General features: G+C 63.4%; 17 protein-coding genes and 1 riboswitch. Of the genes, 9 read left to right on the top strand and 8 right to left on the bottom strand.

Translation table 11 applies throughout. The features are described from left to right. Window positions 1-71: 71 nt before the first annotated feature. Window positions 72-1112: an iron-siderophore ABC transporter substrate-binding protein gene (locus EEB12_RS22355; RefSeq protein WP_141488524.1), complete on the top strand. Its 1041-nt coding sequence runs from the start codon at window positions 72-74 to the stop codon at window positions 1110-1112. Here the strand turns inward: EEB12_RS22355 and EEB12_RS22350 are convergent. From EEB12_RS22350 to EEB12_RS22340, 3 genes are all read right to left on the bottom strand, one after another. After that, the gene (locus EEB12_RS22350; RefSeq protein ID WP_141488523.1) at window positions 1102-1653 is read right to left on the bottom strand and encodes a phosphatase PAP2 family protein; all 552 of its coding nucleotides are present in this window, start codon (window positions 1651-1653) and stop codon (window positions 1102-1104) included. The genes EEB12_RS22355 and EEB12_RS22350 overlap by 11 nt on opposite strands. A gap of 6 nt (window positions 1654-1659) precedes the next feature. Beyond that, window positions 1660-4332 carry a sacsin N-terminal ATP-binding-like domain-containing protein gene (locus EEB12_RS22345; protein ID WP_141488522.1) on the bottom strand — a complete coding sequence of 891 codons (2673 nt, stop codon included), beginning with the start codon at window positions 4330-4332 and terminating at the stop codon, window positions 1660-1662. A gap of 68 nt (window positions 4333-4400) precedes the next feature. Continuing rightward, window positions 4401-5222, bottom strand: a complete 822-nt coding sequence (locus tag EEB12_RS22340) for a DUF3027 domain-containing protein (RefSeq protein ID WP_019744932.1) — start codon at window positions 5220-5222, stop codon at window positions 4401-4403. A gap of 38 nt (window positions 5223-5260) precedes the next feature. Here EEB12_RS22340 and EEB12_RS22335 point away from each other — a divergent pair, with 38 nt between their 5' ends. From EEB12_RS22335 to EEB12_RS22325, 3 genes are all read left to right on the top strand, one after another. Then, window positions 5261-6091, top strand: a complete 831-nt coding sequence (locus EEB12_RS22335) for a glutaminyl-peptide cyclotransferase (protein WP_021332212.1) — start codon at window positions 5261-5263, stop codon at window positions 6089-6091. 69 nt (window positions 6092-6160) lie between these two features. Continuing rightward, window positions 6161-7855 (top strand): MFS transporter, encoded by a 1695-nt coding sequence (locus EEB12_RS22330; protein WP_175470259.1) that lies wholly within the window; start codon window positions 6161-6163, stop codon window positions 7853-7855. A 26-nt stretch (window positions 7856-7881) separates the two neighbouring features. Next, window positions 7882-8349, top strand: a complete 468-nt coding sequence (locus tag EEB12_RS22325) for a DUF2771 domain-containing protein (protein ID WP_225989529.1) — start codon at window positions 7882-7884, stop codon at window positions 8347-8349. 88 nt (window positions 8350-8437) lie between these two features. On the opposite strand, the gene EEB12_RS22320 is transcribed toward EEB12_RS22325, so the two are convergent. Continuing rightward, window positions 8438-8851 carry a cold-shock protein gene (locus tag EEB12_RS22320; RefSeq protein ID WP_007733502.1) on the bottom strand — a complete coding sequence of 138 codons (414 nt, stop codon included), beginning with the start codon at window positions 8849-8851 and terminating at the stop codon, window positions 8438-8440. Window positions 8852-9066: 215 nt separating this feature from the next. Here EEB12_RS22320 and EEB12_RS22315 point away from each other — a divergent pair, with 215 nt between their 5' ends. Together EEB12_RS22315 and EEB12_RS22310 are read left to right on the top strand one after the other, a co-directional pair. Continuing rightward, complete coding sequence (locus EEB12_RS22315) at window positions 9067-9294, top strand: hypothetical protein (RefSeq protein ID WP_003940194.1); 228 nt, start codon at window positions 9067-9069, stop codon at window positions 9292-9294. Window positions 9295-9327: 33 nt separating this feature from the next. Next, complete coding sequence (locus tag EEB12_RS22310) at window positions 9328-9717, top strand: YccF domain-containing protein (RefSeq protein ID WP_003939919.1); 390 nt, start codon at window positions 9328-9330, stop codon at window positions 9715-9717. A 121-nt stretch (window positions 9718-9838) separates the two neighbouring features. Here the strand turns inward: EEB12_RS22310 and EEB12_RS22305 are convergent, their stop codons facing one another. Then, the gene (locus tag EEB12_RS22305) at window positions 9839-11233 is read right to left on the bottom strand and encodes a YncE family protein (RefSeq protein WP_141488521.1); all 1395 of its coding nucleotides are present in this window, start codon (window positions 11231-11233) and stop codon (window positions 9839-9841) included. 383 nt (window positions 11234-11616) lie between these two features. After that, a riboswitch (cyclic di-AMP (ydaO/yuaA leader) is annotated at window positions 11617-11837 on the top strand. Between the two features lie 8 nt (window positions 11838-11845). On the opposite strand from EEB12_RS22305, the gene EEB12_RS22300 reads away from it, so the two are divergent. Continuing rightward, window positions 11846-12409: a transglycosylase family protein gene (locus EEB12_RS22300; protein WP_019744938.1), complete on the top strand. Its 564-nt coding sequence runs from the start codon at window positions 11846-11848 to the stop codon at window positions 12407-12409. Window positions 12410-12493: 84 nt separating this feature from the next. Here EEB12_RS22300 and EEB12_RS22295 read toward each other — a convergent pair whose 3' ends face one another. Further along, window positions 12494-12682 (bottom strand): hypothetical protein, encoded by a 189-nt coding sequence (locus tag EEB12_RS22295; protein ID WP_019744939.1) that lies wholly within the window; start codon window positions 12680-12682, stop codon window positions 12494-12496. Between the two features lie 60 nt (window positions 12683-12742). On the opposite strand from EEB12_RS22295, the gene EEB12_RS22290 reads away from it, so the two are divergent. Both EEB12_RS22290 and EEB12_RS30920 read left to right on the top strand, forming a co-directional pair. After that, the gene (locus EEB12_RS22290) at window positions 12743-15067 is read left to right on the top strand and encodes a helicase-associated domain-containing protein (protein WP_020908802.1); all 2325 of its coding nucleotides are present in this window, start codon (window positions 12743-12745) and stop codon (window positions 15065-15067) included. Between the two features lie 87 nt (window positions 15068-15154). Further along, on the top strand, window positions 15155-15280 hold the full coding sequence (locus EEB12_RS30920; RefSeq protein ID WP_019744941.1) for a hypothetical protein: 126 nt from the start codon (window positions 15155-15157) through the stop codon (window positions 15278-15280). 413 nt (window positions 15281-15693) lie between these two features. On the opposite strand, the gene EEB12_RS22280 is transcribed toward EEB12_RS30920, so the two are convergent. Continuing rightward, entirely contained in the window at window positions 15694-16356 is a 663-nt protein-coding gene (locus tag EEB12_RS22280) for a TetR/AcrR family transcriptional regulator (protein WP_141488520.1), read from the bottom strand. A gap of 54 nt (window positions 16357-16410) precedes the next feature. Continuing rightward, the gene (locus EEB12_RS22275; RefSeq protein WP_060938151.1) at window positions 16411-16722 is read right to left on the bottom strand and encodes a hypothetical protein; all 312 of its coding nucleotides are present in this window, start codon (window positions 16720-16722) and stop codon (window positions 16411-16413) included. Window positions 16723-16803: the final 81 nt, after the last annotated feature.

Below are 16803 nucleotides of genomic sequence, written 5' to 3'. Positions count from 1 at the left end.
CAGTATGGTAAGCCTACCCTGCACTCTAGTGTCGGTCTTAGCTTGTCAATGCTGAAAGGAACCACGTAACCGTGAAGATCTCCCACCGAAATCGTTGGAAAAGCCGAGGACGTTGGACGAGACTGACACCCGTTGCTCTGGTCGCCCTGGTCGGCACAGCACTCGTCTCCTGCGGTTCGAACGACGACGCAGCAAGTAGTTCGTCGAGTTCCGGTGGCGGCGCCTTCCCCGTCACGATCGATCACGCTTTCGGCAGCACCACGATCGATTCCGAACCACAACGGATCGTCACTGTCGGTTACAACGACGAGCAGGCTCTGCTGGCCTTGGGCATCAAGCCCGTCGGAATGGTCAATCAGTACCCGGGCGAGCCGGACGTCAACCGCACGTGGCCGTGGGTCACCGGCCCTTGGGGCGGAACCGAACCGACCGTCGTCGGCAGCAATCCCGAAACCACGATCAGCGTCGAAAAGATCGCTGCGCTCGAGCCTGACTTGATCCTCGCGCTCTACTCGAGCATCGACAAAGACCTGTACAGCACACTTTCCGCGATCGCCCCGACCGTCGCGAAGGATCCGGCCTACGGCGACTACGCAACTCCGTGGCAGATCACGACGAAGACCGCAGCGAAGGCAGTGGGTCGCGAGGCCGACGGCGCGAAGTTGGTCGCCGATATCGACAAGCAGTTCGCCGACGCCAGAAGCGCTCACCCGGAATTTGCAGACCAGACCGCGGTGATCATCAGCGTCGACACGACCCCGGAGTTCTACGCCTTCTCCTCCGAGGACGCCCGCGGACGGGTCCTCGGCAGTCTCGGATTCAAACCTGCTCCCGCGGTCGAGGCATTGATGAACGGTGAGTTCTACGCGCCCATCTCCACCGAGCGACTAGATCTCCTCGACGTGGACCGTCTCGTTGTCATCGGCAATCCCGATTCCGCCCAGGCGGTCCGAAACAATCCGGGCTTCCAGCAACTCGACGTGGTCAAGAACAATCGCGTCGTCTACGTCAACGACGATCAGGCCCCGCAGGTCGGTGCGGCCCTGACCGCGAGTTCAGCACTGAGCTTGCCGTGGGCGACAAGCCAACTGCTCGCCGAACTCACGAAGTAACCAGCGCCCGGCGCTTCCTGATCTGCGCAGTTCCCCAGATCCACACTCCGGCCCACACCATCCCGAACGCCCAACCTGCCAGCACATCGGTCATCCAATGGGCAGCCAGGTAGACGCGGGAGATTCCGACAGCGATCGTGTACAGGCCGAGGCTCGCGAGCATTGCCATCTTCGCGAGCCTCGGCAAAGCAAGCCGAAGAATCACTGCGGCAACCGAAGTCGCGAGTATCGCGCTCATCATCGCGTGGCCCGACGGGAACGAATACGAATCGATTTCGATCAAACGCTCCGGCAGGGGTGGACGGGTTCGCGTGAAGATGCGCTTCAATCCGCTCATCACGAGCAGACCGGTCAACATCGATCCGGCGATCAGCAGAGCTTCCGTTCGGAGCCCCCGAACCAGAAGCACGATCGTGAGCAGCGTCGCGATCAGCCACGACGCGAGGGTTCCGCCGCTGTCGGTGATGACGTCGACCACGTCCACGAGCCACGCCGTCCGCTGGCTCACTGCACTGTCGAGTACCCACTGATCAAAAGACATCTGCCCTCACATCCCTTGCGGCAGAGTCCACGTGCGCATCACGTGATGAACGCCGTCCGAGTCCACCCACCACGGCACGGTCACTGTCGCCTCCACCGCTCCTGTCAGTTCCACCGACAGTTCGTGATGGATCACTACCTCGCCGCCGGGAACCTCACGGCCGAGGGCTGCGAAGCCGAGAACTGCCTGTGGTTCGTTCGCCCACGTCGTCACAACGCCGGTGCTGCTCACTCGTCCGTGAACGGATGTGGACGCCGTAGCGACGTCGAGCAGATCTGCCAGTGCGTCAGCTGTCTCGAAACTGCCGAGCACCACTCGTTGTGCAGGCAGTGCCGCTCCCAGCCACGGTCGGTCGAGAACAAGGGCGTCGCCGGGATCGACCAGATCGCCGGAAAGGCCTCGCACGAACGGCGGCAGGTGCAGTTCCTCCAGGTCGAGAACCCGTCGCTGCGCTGCCTCACCCAGCAGTCGGTGCGTCCGCGCGACGACGGCGGAGGCCGGCATCCGTAGTGGGTCGGCAAGCCGATCGAGTAGCAGCTGAGCCAGTTCCGGATCGTCGACGGTATCCGATGCCAGCAATCCGGAGAAGAATCCGGCGTCGGGGTGTTCGGCAGCATCGAGCAATCCCTCGAAGGTGCGATCGCCCGGAGCGCGCAGCAAGCCAAGCACCTCACCGCCGAGTTCGGCATTCGAACGCAACCACCACGCCGTGTATCCACGACGGTCGGTGAGCAGCGCCCGCGTCGCCGGCGACTCGACCAGCAGCGACAGCGCCTGCGGCCAGCGGTCTTCGTCCACGAGATCGAGATCGCGCACGGCTTCGATGTATTCGGGGTCCTCGTCGAGGGTGTCCCACCATGCGTCTTCGGCGTCGAGATCGTGATCGGGGCCGGACGGCAATTCCTCACGGACCACCGTGAAACCCCACCCGACACCGACTACCCGTAGCGCCTGCTCCCCCACCCGCTGAACAAAATCAGCGTCGACGATGCCGAAGGGAGAATCCTCGACCAGGACGCTTGCAAGGGGAGCTCCCGGAAGCAGAAGTTGGTCGGCGGACCGCAATTCGCCCTCCGAATCAGGAAGCAGCACTTCACCGATCCACGACGGCAGCGCCCCTGGCGCCACGTGGGCCGCCAATCCGAGCACCACTTGCGCCAACTCCGTCGCTACCGAATCATCCTGATCCGCAGCATCTTCGATCAAGGCTCGCAGTGCCGGATCGGACAGCAGGTCGGTGGCACTCGCGGTCTGTGCTCCCAATCGAGACAGCAACGGGTGCGCCGCGACAGGATGAACCAACCTCGTCCACTGCACAGACGGTGCGTCTTCGCCCAGTTCGACGCCGACGACGACGGTCCGCGGTCCGGTCACCGTTCGTCCATCGGAGAGCGGAACCGGCAGTGTTCCAAGCTCTTCCACCGCAAGAGTGTCGACCACCAAGGGCTCGAGAGCCGAATAGAGTCGATTCCACCACTTCGGTTCACGTTCCAAGCCGCTGAGCAGTTCCGCGATGCGCGCGAGCCCGATGCGGTGCGTCGACACTGCCGAGAGTGCTCGCTCGTGCTTGGGGCCGGAGAGCTCGGGGACAACCAGGCCGCCGATGATGTCGGTGAGCAACTCGGCAAGGTCATCACTGAGCCCGGGCACCACGGATGCTCGCTGCGGCGCGCGGTCGGGTTCACCGACCACCGGAAGCCACTCGTTTTCCTGCAGCTCCTTCAGAAGCGCTTCGCGCAGAAGCGAATCGGTTTCGCTGCGGGCAAAGGCAGGGATCGGGACGAGTGCCGTTCGCTGCCGAGGAGGTAGTGCAGCAAGGAACTTCGCGTACCCCTCGGCAAGCGGAGCGATCGGTGCAGCGGGCATGAGGCGTCGCCGATCGGGTTGCATTGCAATGTCGGCAATGATGATCGCGGGGATCGACAGTTCCTCGTCGGATCGGGTCGGCGCCCGCAGCACGTCGTCTGCGACCGGCTCGACGACCCCGTCGCGGACCGGCACCAACCACCGTGCGTTCGGCGCCGAGTACTGCCACCACGTGCGATCTCCGATGACCACCTCGACGAGACCGGAATCCAGCACTCGTTCCGATCGCCGAAAAGTCTTCTCACCCAAACGAATTGATCCGAGAGCCGGGAGTTCGAGCAGCAGATCGACTGCCTCACGTGTCATCTGCGAAAGCAGCGCCGTGGCATCGACGTCCGGCCGAAGCGTCAGCACCACCTCCGAATCGGCACCGTCGCTCGGCAATTCGCCAGACGGCCACACCAAACGAAGTACGGGGACACCGGTTTCCGGCACGGGGAGTTCGCGAGACTCGATCTCGCGCAGAGTTTGCGAGGCAGAGAATCGAATCGATCCCGTCGACGAGCGCAGTTCCACCTCGTCACCGACCGAGAGAACTGCCGAGAATCCGACTCCGAACCGTCCCGTCACGCCTTCGTCGGCGTCGACCTTGTTCGACGCACGCAGCGCCGTGAGTGCGTGAACGCCGGATTCGTCCAGCGGACGGCCGGTGTTCGCGACGGTCAGCGTCCGACCGTCCACGTCCACCCACAAAGAGCCCTCGACGCCCTCGCGTGCAGCTGCATCGGCAGCGTTCTGCGCCAGTTCGGTGAGCAGACGGTCGCGGTACCCGGCCTTCGCGAGGTCGGATTCCGCAGCCGCGTCTTCACGCAATCGCGTCGGAGATTCCGACCACGCGCGCAGCGTCGCCTCGCGGAGTGCGTCCGTGCCGAACGGATCTTCTACTCGGTGGATACCGAATCCTCAACTGCAACAACGCTCGACGGGCGAGCGGGCACCGCAATCAGCTCGACTGCTCCGTCGTCGAATGCGTCGAACTGCGGCGAGCCCGCACCGAGCGGCAAGCTGGTGTCCGAATGCGCGCCACAGCCGTAGGACACGCTGACCACCCGGCCATCTGCGGAGAGTTCGTTGCCGCACACGCCGAACGCTGCGTGCAGCGAACCTGCCAGTGGAAGGAAGAATCCACACAGCCCACACGTCGACGGGGCAGCCTTGGCCATCTCCGACTCCGGGCCGAAGTCACCGTCGAACCAACGCTGCGCGGCATCGAGTCGGCCCTCGAGGCTCATGACCTGTTTGCGGCCTAGCCCGATTTCGAGAGCTACCTCGTCGACTTCCGGGTCACCGGTGGCGACGTAGCCGGGAACGAGCCGAGGATCCTCGGCCGGCGGGGCGAGTAGGTCACCGACGGAGAGATCGCCGGGACGAATCCGCTGATCCCATGGCAGCCATTCCGGCGCAACCAACGCGTCGGGACCCGGCAGCAGCGCCAACTCACTGACAGTTGCGCGGGTGTCCTCCGGTCCGGCAGCGACGACAACCGCCCACTGCCAACCGCGGTATCCGGGAATGTCTGCTGCAAATCGATGGGTGGCGGCAAATTCGTCCTCCGACGTCACGCCGAGGTATGCCCCCACACCGCCTTCATGCAGGTCGACGACTGCCGTTCGGGCAAGCTCGACCGCATCGGCCAGTACTGGGCGCGGCACTGCACGCTCTGGAGAAGTAGCAACACTCACTCCTCCAGTTTGCCGCACCACCGCAAGTCCGCAACGCACTGGGCTGCCATGCTGGGCAGATGAGTAGGTCACACGCCAATTCCGTGCGCACTTTTGCAGTGGTCGCCGTGATCGCGTCAGCCCTGGCGGGGTGCTCCGATTCCCCCGGTGCTCCCGACAGCCTCACGTCCGAAACCGGCTCCGTCGAGATCGTTCGAGTGTCCGCGCACGATCCCGACGCGTTCACGCAGGGCCTCGAGATCGACGGAAACCGGTTGTACGAAAGCACCGGACGCGTCGGGCAGTCCTGGGTGCGCTCGAGCGAGATCTCCGACGAGCAGTCCCCCGCTTCGGGACCGGAAGTTGCGCGTGCCGATCTCGACCCGCCGTTGTTCGGTGAGGGCATCACGGTCGCCGGAGACACACTGTGGCAACTCACCTGGAAAGACGGCGTCGCCATCGCCCGTGACAAGGACACCTTGACCGAACGTGGGCGGTTCCCACTCGACACCGAGGGATGGGGAATCTGTTCGCTCGGGGATCGGCTGGTCTCCAGCGACGGTTCGGCCACGTTGACCTTTCGCGATCCCGAAACCTTTGCGCCGATCTCGACAGTCGACGTCACCAGATCTTCGGAGTCCGTCGGCAAGCTGAACGAATTGGAATGCGCCGAAGACGGCTCCGTCTACGCCAATGTCTGGACCACCGACACCGTCGTCCGAATCGACCCGTCGGACGGCGCCGTCACGAACGTGTACGACGCATCGGCTCTACGCGAAGAACTCGTCACGGATGGATCGACCAGCACCGTCGACGTTCTCAACGGCATCGCGCAGATTCCCGGTACCGATCGATTCCTGCTCACCGGCAAGTATTGGCCGCAGATGTTCGAAGTCCGTTTTGTTAACTGAGTCCGACATGACACAGGACTCGCAGGGGTGTGCGTGGTAGCCGCGCCGACACTAGGACAGAATTGAGTGGTGACCGGACCGCGCGAACCCTACGACCCCGAAACTCGGCGAATCCACGACGAGCCGGAGGGGCAACAGGTGCACCCCGGTTACGACAATTACCCACCCGCGGCCCGCCCGGACAACTACCCGCCTTCGGCTCGCCCCGCTGCGCGTCGCACGCCGTTGCCGCCGCTGCACCCGATCCCCGAATCACGGGGAGACTCGGATTCCGCGTCCGGTTCGAAGGCACCGGGTGCGGACGCCCCCAAGGCTCCCCCGATGCCTCGCAAGCTCACCGTCACCCGCGTCGCAGCGATGCGCAGCCGCGAACTGACGAACAAGGGCATCGCGACCTTCCAGCGCGCAGCGAAGGCCGACGGCGCGGACAAGTCCGGTCTGACCGCTCTCACCTACGCGGTGATGACGAACAACGCCACCGACGCCGCGATCTCCGTCGCTCTGGCCAACACGCTGTTCTTCTCGGCGGCGACGGGTGAGGACAAGACCAAGGTCGCGCTCTATCTCCTGATCACGATCGCACCGTTCGCGGTCATCGCACCGCTCATCGGTCCGATGCTCGACCGGTTGCAGCGCGGCCGCCGCATCGCACTCGCGTCGTCGTTCGGAATCCGGACGCTCCTCGCAGTGATCCTGGTCTTCAACTTCGACAGTTGGATCCTCTATCCGGCCGCGCTCGGCATGATGGTGCTCAGTAAATCGTTCTCGGTACTCAAGAGTGCGGTGACACCACGCGTCCTACCACCGGAAATAGACCTGGTGCGCGTCAATTCGCGTCTGACGGTCTTCGGGTTGATCGGCGGAACGATCGGCGCCGGCGCCGTCGCGGGTGCGCTCGCGCTCGCTTTCGGTTCCACCGGAGCCTTGTGGTTCGCCGTCGCCGTCACCGTCTTCGGCGCATATCTGAGCATGCGAATCCCGTCGTGGGTCGAAGTCACCGAGGGTGAGGTTCCCGCGACCATCACCTACCACCCGGACGAGGCGCACCACGCCGGCAGCGCCCCACCACAGCCGAACGCGAAACCGGCCAAGGTCCGACAGCCTCTCGGACGCGCCGTGATCATCGGACTCTGGGGCAACGGCACCATTCGCGTGCTCACCGGCTTCCTGACGCTCTACATCGCGTTCGTCGCCAAATCACGCACCGATCACGAGCCGCTCCAGCAAGCCATGATGCTCGGCCTGGTCGGCGCAGCGGCCGGTCTGGGAAACTTCGCCGGAAATGCCACGGGTGCGCGCCTCAAGCTCGGCCGGCCCGCACTGATCGTGCTCCGGTGCACTGCGTCGGTCTGGATCATCGCGGTGATCGCAGCGCTGACGGACAACCTGATGACCGCTGCGCTGGCCACACTCGTAGCCTCCGCCGCCAGCGCACTCGCCAAGGTCTCACTCGACGCGTCACTCCAGCACGACCTGCCCGAGGAATCGATCGCGTCCGGATTCGGCAGATCCGAGACGGTTCTGCAGTTGAGCTGGGTACTCGGCGGCGCATTGGGGGTTCTGCTTCCGACCGAATACTGGATCGGGTTCACTGTTGTATCGGTGTTCCTGACGATCGGGCTTCTGCAGACCTTCCTGAGCTACCGAGGAAACAGCCTCCTGCCCGGCCTCGGCGGGAAGCGACCCGATCTGGCCGAACAAGAAGTGACCGAAGTGATTTACACCGGTAAATCCAACCGAGGACAAGGAAGTACTCCGCAGTGATGATGCGCTCGAGAACAAAGAAGATCGTGGCAGCGATCAGTGTCCTGATGGTGGTGGCACTAGTTGCTTACGTCTCCGTTCTTTTCGTGATCATCAAGAACATCAACGACGACCCCGAAAAGCTGCCGGTCATCACTGCATACGCACACGGCAAGACGATCGAGACGAACCCTGCCGGGTTCTGCACCATCGATCTGTCCCAGTGCGCCCAGGTGGGCGACATCTACGCACTCGACGTTCCCGCGGGCTACCCGCTGCAGCTGTCGTTGTCGACGGACGTCTCCGATGCGCAGTGGGCCCTGCTGGCGGTCTACGAGGATGCCGACGGCAACCAGACCGGCGAACCCCGAGTCTTCGAGCCCGGCGAGGCCCTGGCAGTGACGGTCGAATCTTCGAGCGATCCCGTCAAGCAACTCGTCGGCGTCGAAATCCACCTCGCCGTCGGTGAGGGAAGCGAACAGGGACTACTGATCTGGTCGATCAAGACCGCCTGATCCCCGGAACATCGAAAATGCCCTGCACACCGATTGGTGTGCAGGGCATTTTGTTTCGAAGCCGTGTACGGCAGCTCGAATCGAGCGATCAGGTATCGAGCTCGCGAGCGACGGCTCGGACGACCTCGGAGATCCGCTGAGCGGTCTTGCGGTCCGGGTACTTGCCGTTGCGCAGATCCGGCTGGACCTTCGCCTCGAGCAACGTGATCATGTCCTCGACCATGCCGTGCAGCTGGTCAGGGGTGTGCTTACGCTCGACCGGCTCACGACGCGTCGCCGTAGCGCCCCGCAACGACGGCGCCGGCTCCAGCACCTTCAGGCTCAGCGCCTGCGGACCGCGGCGGCCCGCAGCCATGCCGAACTCGACGCGCTGGCCGGCCTTCAAGCCTTCGACGCCCTCGGGGAGAGCGGAAGCACGGACGTAGACGTCCTCGCCCTCTTCCTGCGACAGAAAGCCGAAACCCTTTTCGACGTCGTACCACTTCACCTTGCCGGTCGGCACCGCGTTCACCTGCTCATCACTCGACTGGGGCATCTGCCCCAATGTGCTCGGGAGGCTCTCGGAAGAGCCTCATGGCCTTGCTCGCATCGCTTCCGGTGGAAGAATGCAAAAGAACGCGCCCCACACTTGCTTCAGCGGGGCGCGCAGTCTATTAACAGTCTACCTGTGACGAACCCGGGTCGGCACCCAGGTTTACAGGCACTATCCTCGTAGGTGTGGACCCTCAACCGAACCCGCGCACTTCCGGCACCGGAAACGGTCTGTTCCGTACGGCGATGGCACTGTTCATCGTCGGATTCCTGGCGATCGTGGCCATCTTCGCAGTCCACATCTTCAGCGACACCCCGCCCGGCCTGGCGTTGTACCTGGTGGCACTCGCGTGCCCGATCGGCTTCCTTCTGGCCATCGTCTACACGCTCAGATCCGGTCGACGCGTGCGCTGATCACCCCCGCCTTCAACCGAAAGGTCACTGACCATGAGAATCCTCCTGAACGTGATCTGGCTGGTGTTCGGCGGCTTCTGGCTGGCGTTGGGTTACTTCGCCGCAGGCATCATCTGCTGCATCCTCATCATCACGATTCCCTTCGGAATCGCGGCATTCCGCATCGGCATCTACGCACTGTGGCCGTTCGGTAAGACCGTCGTCGACAAGCCGACCGCTGGTGTCGGTTCGATGATCGGCAATGTCATCTGGGTGATCATCGCCGGTATCTGGTTGGCGATCGGACACATCGTCACCGCCGTCGCGATGGCGATCACGATCATCGGAATTCCGCTCGCGGTCGCGAACCTGAAGATGATTCCGATCTCGCTGATGCCGCTCGGCAAGGAGATCGTCGACGTGGACCGCGTCAATTACGCATAGCCGTGGACCGCGTCAATTACACATAGCCGTGGACCGAGTGAATTACGCGTAAGCGGGCCCGGAGACAGAAGAACCCGACCACGGCAGGTGCTGTGGTCGGGTTCTCTCGTATCAGGTCGGATCAGCGGCCGAGGCTACCGAGTCCGGGGAGGTTACCGAGCGAACCGGTACCCGTTCCCGGGTTGCCCGGATCAACGGGGCCGACCGGACCCTCGGAGACCACGATGGTCACACTCGAAGCGCGCGAAAGCACGCTCTTCGCAGTTATCTCGACGGTGACGCTGCCGACGGCCGTGGGGGTTCCCGAGATGGTGCCGTCCTGTGCGAGGGACAGTCCGCCGGGCAGAGCACCGTTGGTGAGTGCAAAGGCTGCCCGGGTATCAGCGGCAGTGAGCTTCTGCGAATACGCCTTACCGACCTGAGCGGCAGGCAGTTCGATGGTCGCGGGTAGCGGGTACGCAGCAACGACGGTCACCTTGCCCCCGTTGGTCGTCGACGCGATGGCGCCGGTCGAGGTGTCGAGCGCGAGGTTTTTGACCTTCTCCAGTGCCGGAACCTTGGTATCGGTCAGAGCGGTGGTGGCGCGGGTCGTCAGATCGACCGACCACAGGTGTCCGTTCATGACGTCCGCGACATATGCAATGCCTGCAGAAGCGTCGACGACCACGCCGTTGGGAATCGCGGTCGGAGACAGCGTGGTCTTCGACAGAACCGCGCCGGCCGGGGTGATCGCCCACAGGTTGGTTGCCCGGGTGTCGGTCATGTAGATGTTGCCGGTGTTCGTGTCGACATCGACGTCGACCGGGTAGAGGTTGTCGGCACGCACGATCGACTTGAGTGCTCCGCCCTTGCGTACGTCCGCCTGCCACAGCGTGCGGCCGTAATTCTCGTCGAAGAAGTTGGTGTCCGCGATGTAGAGGAAGCCGCGGACACTGTCGAAGGCGAGCTTGGTCGGCGTTGCCGACTTGTCGACCAGAATGCTCGACACGGCGTCGGCGGCGTTGGGGTCGACGACTCGGATGTTGCCGGACTTGTAGTCCGAGAAGTACGCGCGGTGTGTTGTGGGGTCGACGACGACATCGTTGATCTGCGGCCGCGAGCCGTCGGGGTTCTTCTCGCTCAGCGTGACCGTCTTTTCGACCTTGCCGGTCTTCGTGTCGACAATCGAGATCGCGCCGCCGTAGGAGGAGGACACGTATGCGCGTCCGAGGTCCGAGTCCACGGCAAGTGCCGACGGGTAACCGACGACACCGTCGATGGTGCCGACGGACTTGCCGGTGTTCGTGTCGACGACGGACAACGAGCTGGTCGGTCCGCCGTACTGCGTGATGTATCCGCGGTGGGTTGCCGAGTCGACGACGATGTCGCCGGGCTGGGTTGCGAAATAGCTTCCGACAACACCGTGTGTCGGATCCTCGGGTGAGGCGTGTGCAGCGGGAGCAGTGACGGCCAGGCCGACAGCAGCGGCGACGGCGAGTGACGCGGTGACCGCACGCCGACGGTATTGCAGTTTCATGAGGGGTGCCCTACTTCTTTGGAAGACTCTGCGAACCCTGCCCATTCGGGGCAAGTCAGGCAAACCTAACCTAAGTTTTAATCTCGATGTTGAGACACAGGACACATCTCCGACCTGAATCGGCACACCTCTCACTCGGCCGGAATTCCATTTCCACATAACGTGTGACCTTGCTCACATTACGGATGGATAACGGAACGGACACAACCGGACATTCACTCAGGCACCCCCACCTACCTGGGAAGAGTCTCCTGCGCTTTGTGTGACGCGTTGTACGTCCTTCGCCACGCCGCGTTATCAAATGGTGACACGAGAGACTCGAGCCGTTACCGTCGTTTTCGGCCGGGAAACTCGGCCACCTCCGGCCCGCCGCGCCAAGCCTTGTCCCGCGGGTACCGGACTTCCGACAGAGCATTCCAGGGACGAGGACGGGGGACCCAAAGTCCTCTGTGAGAACAGAAAAGTTTTCCAGTGGACACCGGTTCGATCGCAAGACCGAATCTTGGGGTGAAGCCAGACCCTTTCCAGCCAGGAAAGGCGAGGCCGGGCGACCTCTCAGCCCGAACCCGACAGCTGACCTCGCAGGCGCGTGTGGAGAGGATTTCGACCATCATGAGCGGACGCCATCGCAAGCCCACCACCACCGGTCGCACTGTCGCCAAGGTCGCCGTCACCGGCGCCATCATGGGCGTAGCAGGAATTGCAGCCACCGGAACCGCAAGCGCTGCCCCCGACTCCGACTGGGATCGTCTCGCCCAGTGTGAGGCCGGCGGAAACTGGGCCATCAACACCGGTAACGGTTACCAGGGCGGACTGCAGTTCTCCCCCAGCACGTGGAACGCACACGGCGGCGGACAGTACGCAGCCACCGCAAACCAGGCCACTCGCGAGCAGCAGATCGTTGTTGCCGAGCGTGTTCTCGCAAACCAGGGTTGGGGCGCATGGCCGTCCTGCTCCTCCAGCCTCGGACTGAGCAGCGGCGCCACCGAGCGTTCCGCTCCGGCCACCACGGCTCCTCAGGCAGCTCCGGCTCCGGCACAGCAGGTCGCTCAGACCGTTGCACACCCGGTCGCTGACGCCATCGATCAGGCAATTGCGTTCGCCAAGGCCAACGGCATCCCGGTCGACCCGCAGATCCTCGCAGTCGCCGACACTGCAAAGACGTTCCTCAAGTAACACCGGTAAGACTGTCCGCTCGGACGCTCGAACATCAAGAAGGCCCGCACCGAATCGGTGCGGGCCTTCTTTCGTGTCGAGTTGTTATCGGTTGATGACGGTGTGCGGGTGTACGTAAGGAAGTGACTCCACCGGAACCGGAAAGGTGGTGTCCTCGCCGAAGGGTGAAAGTCCACCTGCGCGGGTCGATGACAATTCGGTCACTGCGTGATCTCCGTCTGCAGTTTCCGGCCATCCTGGATCTACATAGTGTTGCTTCGAATTGTTGGCCACGAAGTCATTTTGACAGGACGCCGTTACGCCGTACAGACCAGGTCTCTAATCTGATACCTGATGACCGAAACACGTGGCACCCCGGCGGGCAGTTCCGCAGCCGAAAGTCTGACCGATTGGCTCTCGGCGCGCAGTGACGCCGAGTTGACGGAGTTGCTGCGTCTGCGCCCCGATCTGGCCGTACCGCCGCCGAGCACGATGGTGGTTCTCAGCGGTCGTGCACAGCAACGCGCGTCGGTCAGCCGAGCGGCGGACGAACTCGACACCCTCGATTTCGGTCTTCTCGAATTGTTGGCACTGGCTGGCGCCGAGGAAACTCCGATGACGCGGGCGGAGCTCAACAGTGCAATCGCCGAACGCGCCCTGACCGGCAAGGGCAAGGTCACCAAGAAGGCCGTCGACAAGTCACTGTCGAAGATGCGTGAGTCCGCCCTCGTCTGGGGTGTCGATCCCATCAGCGTCGTCCCGGCAGTCATCGGGATGATTCCGTGGCGTGTGGGGCGAGCCCTCGAACCTGCCGAGGCGATGACCGAGACCGAGATCTCGGCAGCCCTCGACGCTCTGGACACCCGCGAGCGGGATCTCCTCGAGACTCTCGCCAACTCCAGCCCGATCGGTCGCACCCGCGACGCCGCCCCCGGAACGCCGCCTGAGCGCCCGGTTCAGCGACTGCTGGCGGCCGGCCTGCTTCGGTGGCTCGACGAGCAGACCGTCGAGCTTCCGGCGACGGTTCGTCAGGTCATCCGCGGCGAGCCGGTTTTCGATCCGACGACGCTGACCGCACCCGTCATCGGGGGCGACAAACTCAAACCCGCGGACGTGAACGCCGCAGCGGCCGGCGAGGCACTCGAGTTGGTACGCCAATGCGAGAGCGTGATCGCTGTTCTGGGCGCAGCACCGGCCCCAGCACTGCGAGCCGGTGGACTCGGTGTTCGAGAACTACGACGCGTGGCCAAGACGGCCGATCTCGACGAAGCGCGAGTGAGCCTGCTCGTCGAATTGCTCTCGGCAGCCGGGCTCATCGCCAGTGGAACGCCCGACCCGGCGCCGGTCTCGGACAACGCGGACGAATACTGGACGCCCACACTCGCCGTCGACGGCTGGCTCAACGCGTCCACAGCGCGTCGGTGGGAGGTGCTGGCGTCCGCCTGGGTCGACGTACCGCGAGTTCCGTGGATGATCGGGCTGAGGGATTCCACCGACAAGCCCATCGCGGCGCTGTCCGAGGAAGGCCGGGCCCCGGCGGCTCCGCGCGATCGCCAGGCCATTTTGGGGCTGCTCTCCGAACTCGACAGTGGCCAGACTGCATCGGCCGTCGAGGTAAGTCGACTACTGGCGTGGCGACGCCCGCGATGGAGCGGGCGCCTACGGACGTTCGCAATCGAGCGGACTCTGGACGAGGCCGCCGCCCTCGGGCTGGTGGCCCGCGGCGCGTTGTCGTCACCTGGACGAGCTTTGCTGCACGGCGGGGACGCCGAAGCCGAAATGCAGTCCGCCCTACCCGAGCCCATCGACTACATCCTGGTCCAGGCAGATCTGACTCTGGTTGCGCCCGGCCCGCTCGTACCGGACCTGCTCGAGCAGGTGAGCCTGGTCGCGGACATCGAGTCGGCAGGATCGGCGTCCATGTACCGCATCAGCGAGGACAGCGTGCGTCGTGCGCTCGACGCCGGTCTGACGGCCACCGAACTGCATGCGATGTTCGCCTCGAAATCGAAGACGCCTGTTCCCCAATCACTTTCGTATCTGATCGACGATGTCGCCCGTCGACACGGGCGACTGCGTGCCGGAGTGGCGGCGTCGTTCATTCGATGTGAGGACGCATCACTGCTGGCGGAGGTCCTCGCTTCGGCGGTGGCGGAGCCCCTGGCATTGCGCGCCTTGGCTCCCACAGTCGCGATTTCGCAGGCCCCACTGCGCGAGGTCCTGGCCGAGCTGCGCGCAGCCGGATTCGCGCCGGCAGGTGAGGACTCCTCGGGCACGTTGGTCGATCTCCGCCCACGCGGGGCGCGTGTACCGAACCGTCGCAGCCGACCGGCGTCGCGAATGCCCGCAAGCCCGTCGGCGGATCAATTGGCGTCGTTGGTCCGCACGATGCGAGCAGGCGACCGCGCTTCCGCCCCGGGCCGTGGTGGTGTCCGGACGGACGGTTCGAGGGAGAACAATGCCGCCACCATCGCGTTACTGGCCACAGCGGCCCGGGACAATTCGAGTGTCAACATCGGCTATGTCGACGCTCAGGGGGTAGCGACTCATCGCATCGTCGACCCCGTCAGCGTGGGCGGCGGACAGCTGGACGCCTTCGACCCGGCAAGTGGTGCCGTACGCCGTTTCACGTTGCACCGCATTACTTCCGTCAGCCCCGTCGACTCCGGAAAAAAGTAGCAGAAAAGAAGCAACTGGCTTTTTTCTGTAAATGAAGTATGGTCGAGGTCAGTTTGTGATTGCCACTTCGAAAAATGAGGAGCGACAATGGCTGACAAGGCGCCGGGAAAGAACATGAAGAAACCCGCTCAGTCGATCAAGGAACGCCGCGCAGAAAAGCGGGCGAAAACTACGGAGTCTTCCGAGTTCATTCGTAAGCGGAAGCGGAGCTGACAGCACAGTCCAGAGGAAGACGAGCTGACTGCGAAGCTGACCAATGCCTGCCTCCACCGACACCCTCGTGCACCTGCACGAAACATTCAACCTGTTCAAGTCACGTAGTCGAGGAACTGATGCACGCTCGCGCGGCTACGCAGCGGGCATGACCCTGGCATCACTGTGTGTCCTCGACGAACACGCTCGGCAATCCGGAATACTTCTTTCGGATTTACCGCAGAAAGAGAATCAACCATCGTGAAAAGAACAATCCACACCCTGGACCGTATTCAGACGAGACTCGAATCGGAGCTTGATTCCACTCCGGGTGATTCCGAAAAGAATATCGGTTATAGATCCGGAATTTCCGAAGCTATTACTCATGTAATGGAAATGCGGAAGTCAGTGGTCGCGCAGAAATAGGAGGCGCATCAGTTAGGCGCTAATCCCAATAACTGTCGCACTCCACCCACCAGAAAGACGACCTGGTCCTCGTAGAAGTCGGCAAGTCGCTCCGGCGCGAGCGGCTTGCTGCTTCCGCTCCAATCGTCCGCTCGGCTCAACGCCTGGAGGAAGCCCATCAAGGCAACCGCCCAGCGAGTCTCGAGCCTTTCGGGATCGGTAGCAGGAAAGGTACGACGGACCTGGTCGAGAAGATGATCACGAAGGTGCATCTCGGTCGCCTCGAGGGCTGGATGGCCCGGTCGTGACATCTGCGGCTGCGAAATCTGCGTGACGATTCTGATCCATCGCATTCCCCGCGTGCGATGGCGAAGAAGCAGTGTCTTGTATGGCGCCGTGACGGCCCGCACCAACGCTTCGACCGTCGGCGGCTCCTTGTCGGCGGCTAGGGCGTTCACGTTCGCGCTGATCTGATCTCGCACCGACGTTCCCATGTCCAACAGCACCGCGGCGACCAGATCCTCCTTGGTGCCGAAATGGTAGTGGACGGACGACGGTCCGAGACCGGCCGCCGCGTTGACCGCGCGCAGCGAAACTGCATCCAATCCCTCTGTCGCGAAAAGCCGTTCAGCAGTCTTGAGCAAACGCAGACGTGTCACGTCGCCTTGACGGTTCTGCCGGGAGTCGGTCATACGAACGAGCTTCGCACGGGCTCGCCGAACTTCTCCGAAGCGCTGACCGCGGAGTCAGAGTGATTCACGGTGTGCTCGCACCCTGTTGTCGCGATCGACCCAGCCGTGGGCGCGCGCGTAGTCCACCATCGCGGAGAACTTCTGCTTCCACTGCGCGTTTCCGACCTGGGCCGCGACGGCTTGCTCCAGGTGAGCAATGTCGAGCCAGACATGATCGTCCTCGAGTTCCCCCCACGGTTCCAATGCCCGACTCAGAGTCGCGGATTGATCGTCGCCGCCTACGACGACCGAGAGACTGGTGAAGTCGTCGACCCCGTTCAGTTCGACGGTCGAGGAGGTGGGGGTGATTGTGACGTCCAGTCGCATGACCTCTTCAACGCTCCTTCTCAAAATGCCTGGTTCAGTTGATCGACTTGAAACAACCTTAGACGACATGACTGCGCCAGA

The sequence above is a fragment of the Rhodococcus sp. WS1 genome, from assembly GCF_003797745.1.
Lineage (GTDB): Bacteria > Actinomycetota > Actinomycetes > Mycobacteriales > Mycobacteriaceae > Rhodococcus_F > Rhodococcus_F erythropolis.
Note: the sequence above shows the minus strand (reverse complement) of the source record. Positions and strands in the feature narration are given on the sequence as shown.

Bases quoted from the DNA above. Each gene is read 5' to 3' on its own strand.
- EEB12_RS22335 (WP_021332212.1), top strand. From the start codon at position 5,261: ATGAGTAGGTCACACGCCAATTCCGTGCGCACTTTTGCAGTGGTCGCC.
- EEB12_RS22280 (WP_141488520.1), bottom strand. From the start codon at position 16,356: ATGACCGACTCCCGGCAGAACCGTCAAGGCGACGTGACACGTCTGCGT.
- EEB12_RS22290 (WP_020908802.1), top strand. From the start codon at position 12,743: ATGACCGAAACACGTGGCACCCCGGCGGGCAGTTCCGCAGCCGAAAGT.
- EEB12_RS22300 (WP_019744938.1), top strand. From the start codon at position 11,846: ATGAGCGGACGCCATCGCAAGCCCACCACCACCGGTCGCACTGTCGCC.
- EEB12_RS22350 (WP_141488523.1), bottom strand. From the start codon at position 1,653: ATGTCTTTTGATCAGTGGGTACTCGACAGTGCAGTGAGCCAGCGGACG.
- EEB12_RS22275 (WP_060938151.1), bottom strand. From the start codon at position 16,722: ATGCGACTGGACGTCACAATCACCCCCACCTCCTCGACCGTCGAACTG.
- EEB12_RS22305 (WP_141488521.1), bottom strand. From the start codon at position 11,233: ATGAAACTGCAATACCGTCGGCGTGCGGTCACCGCGTCACTCGCCGTC.
- EEB12_RS22310 (WP_003939919.1), top strand. From the start codon at position 9,328: ATGAGAATCCTCCTGAACGTGATCTGGCTGGTGTTCGGCGGCTTCTGG.
- EEB12_RS30920 (WP_019744941.1), top strand. From the start codon at position 15,155: ATGGCTGACAAGGCGCCGGGAAAGAACATGAAGAAACCCGCTCAGTCG.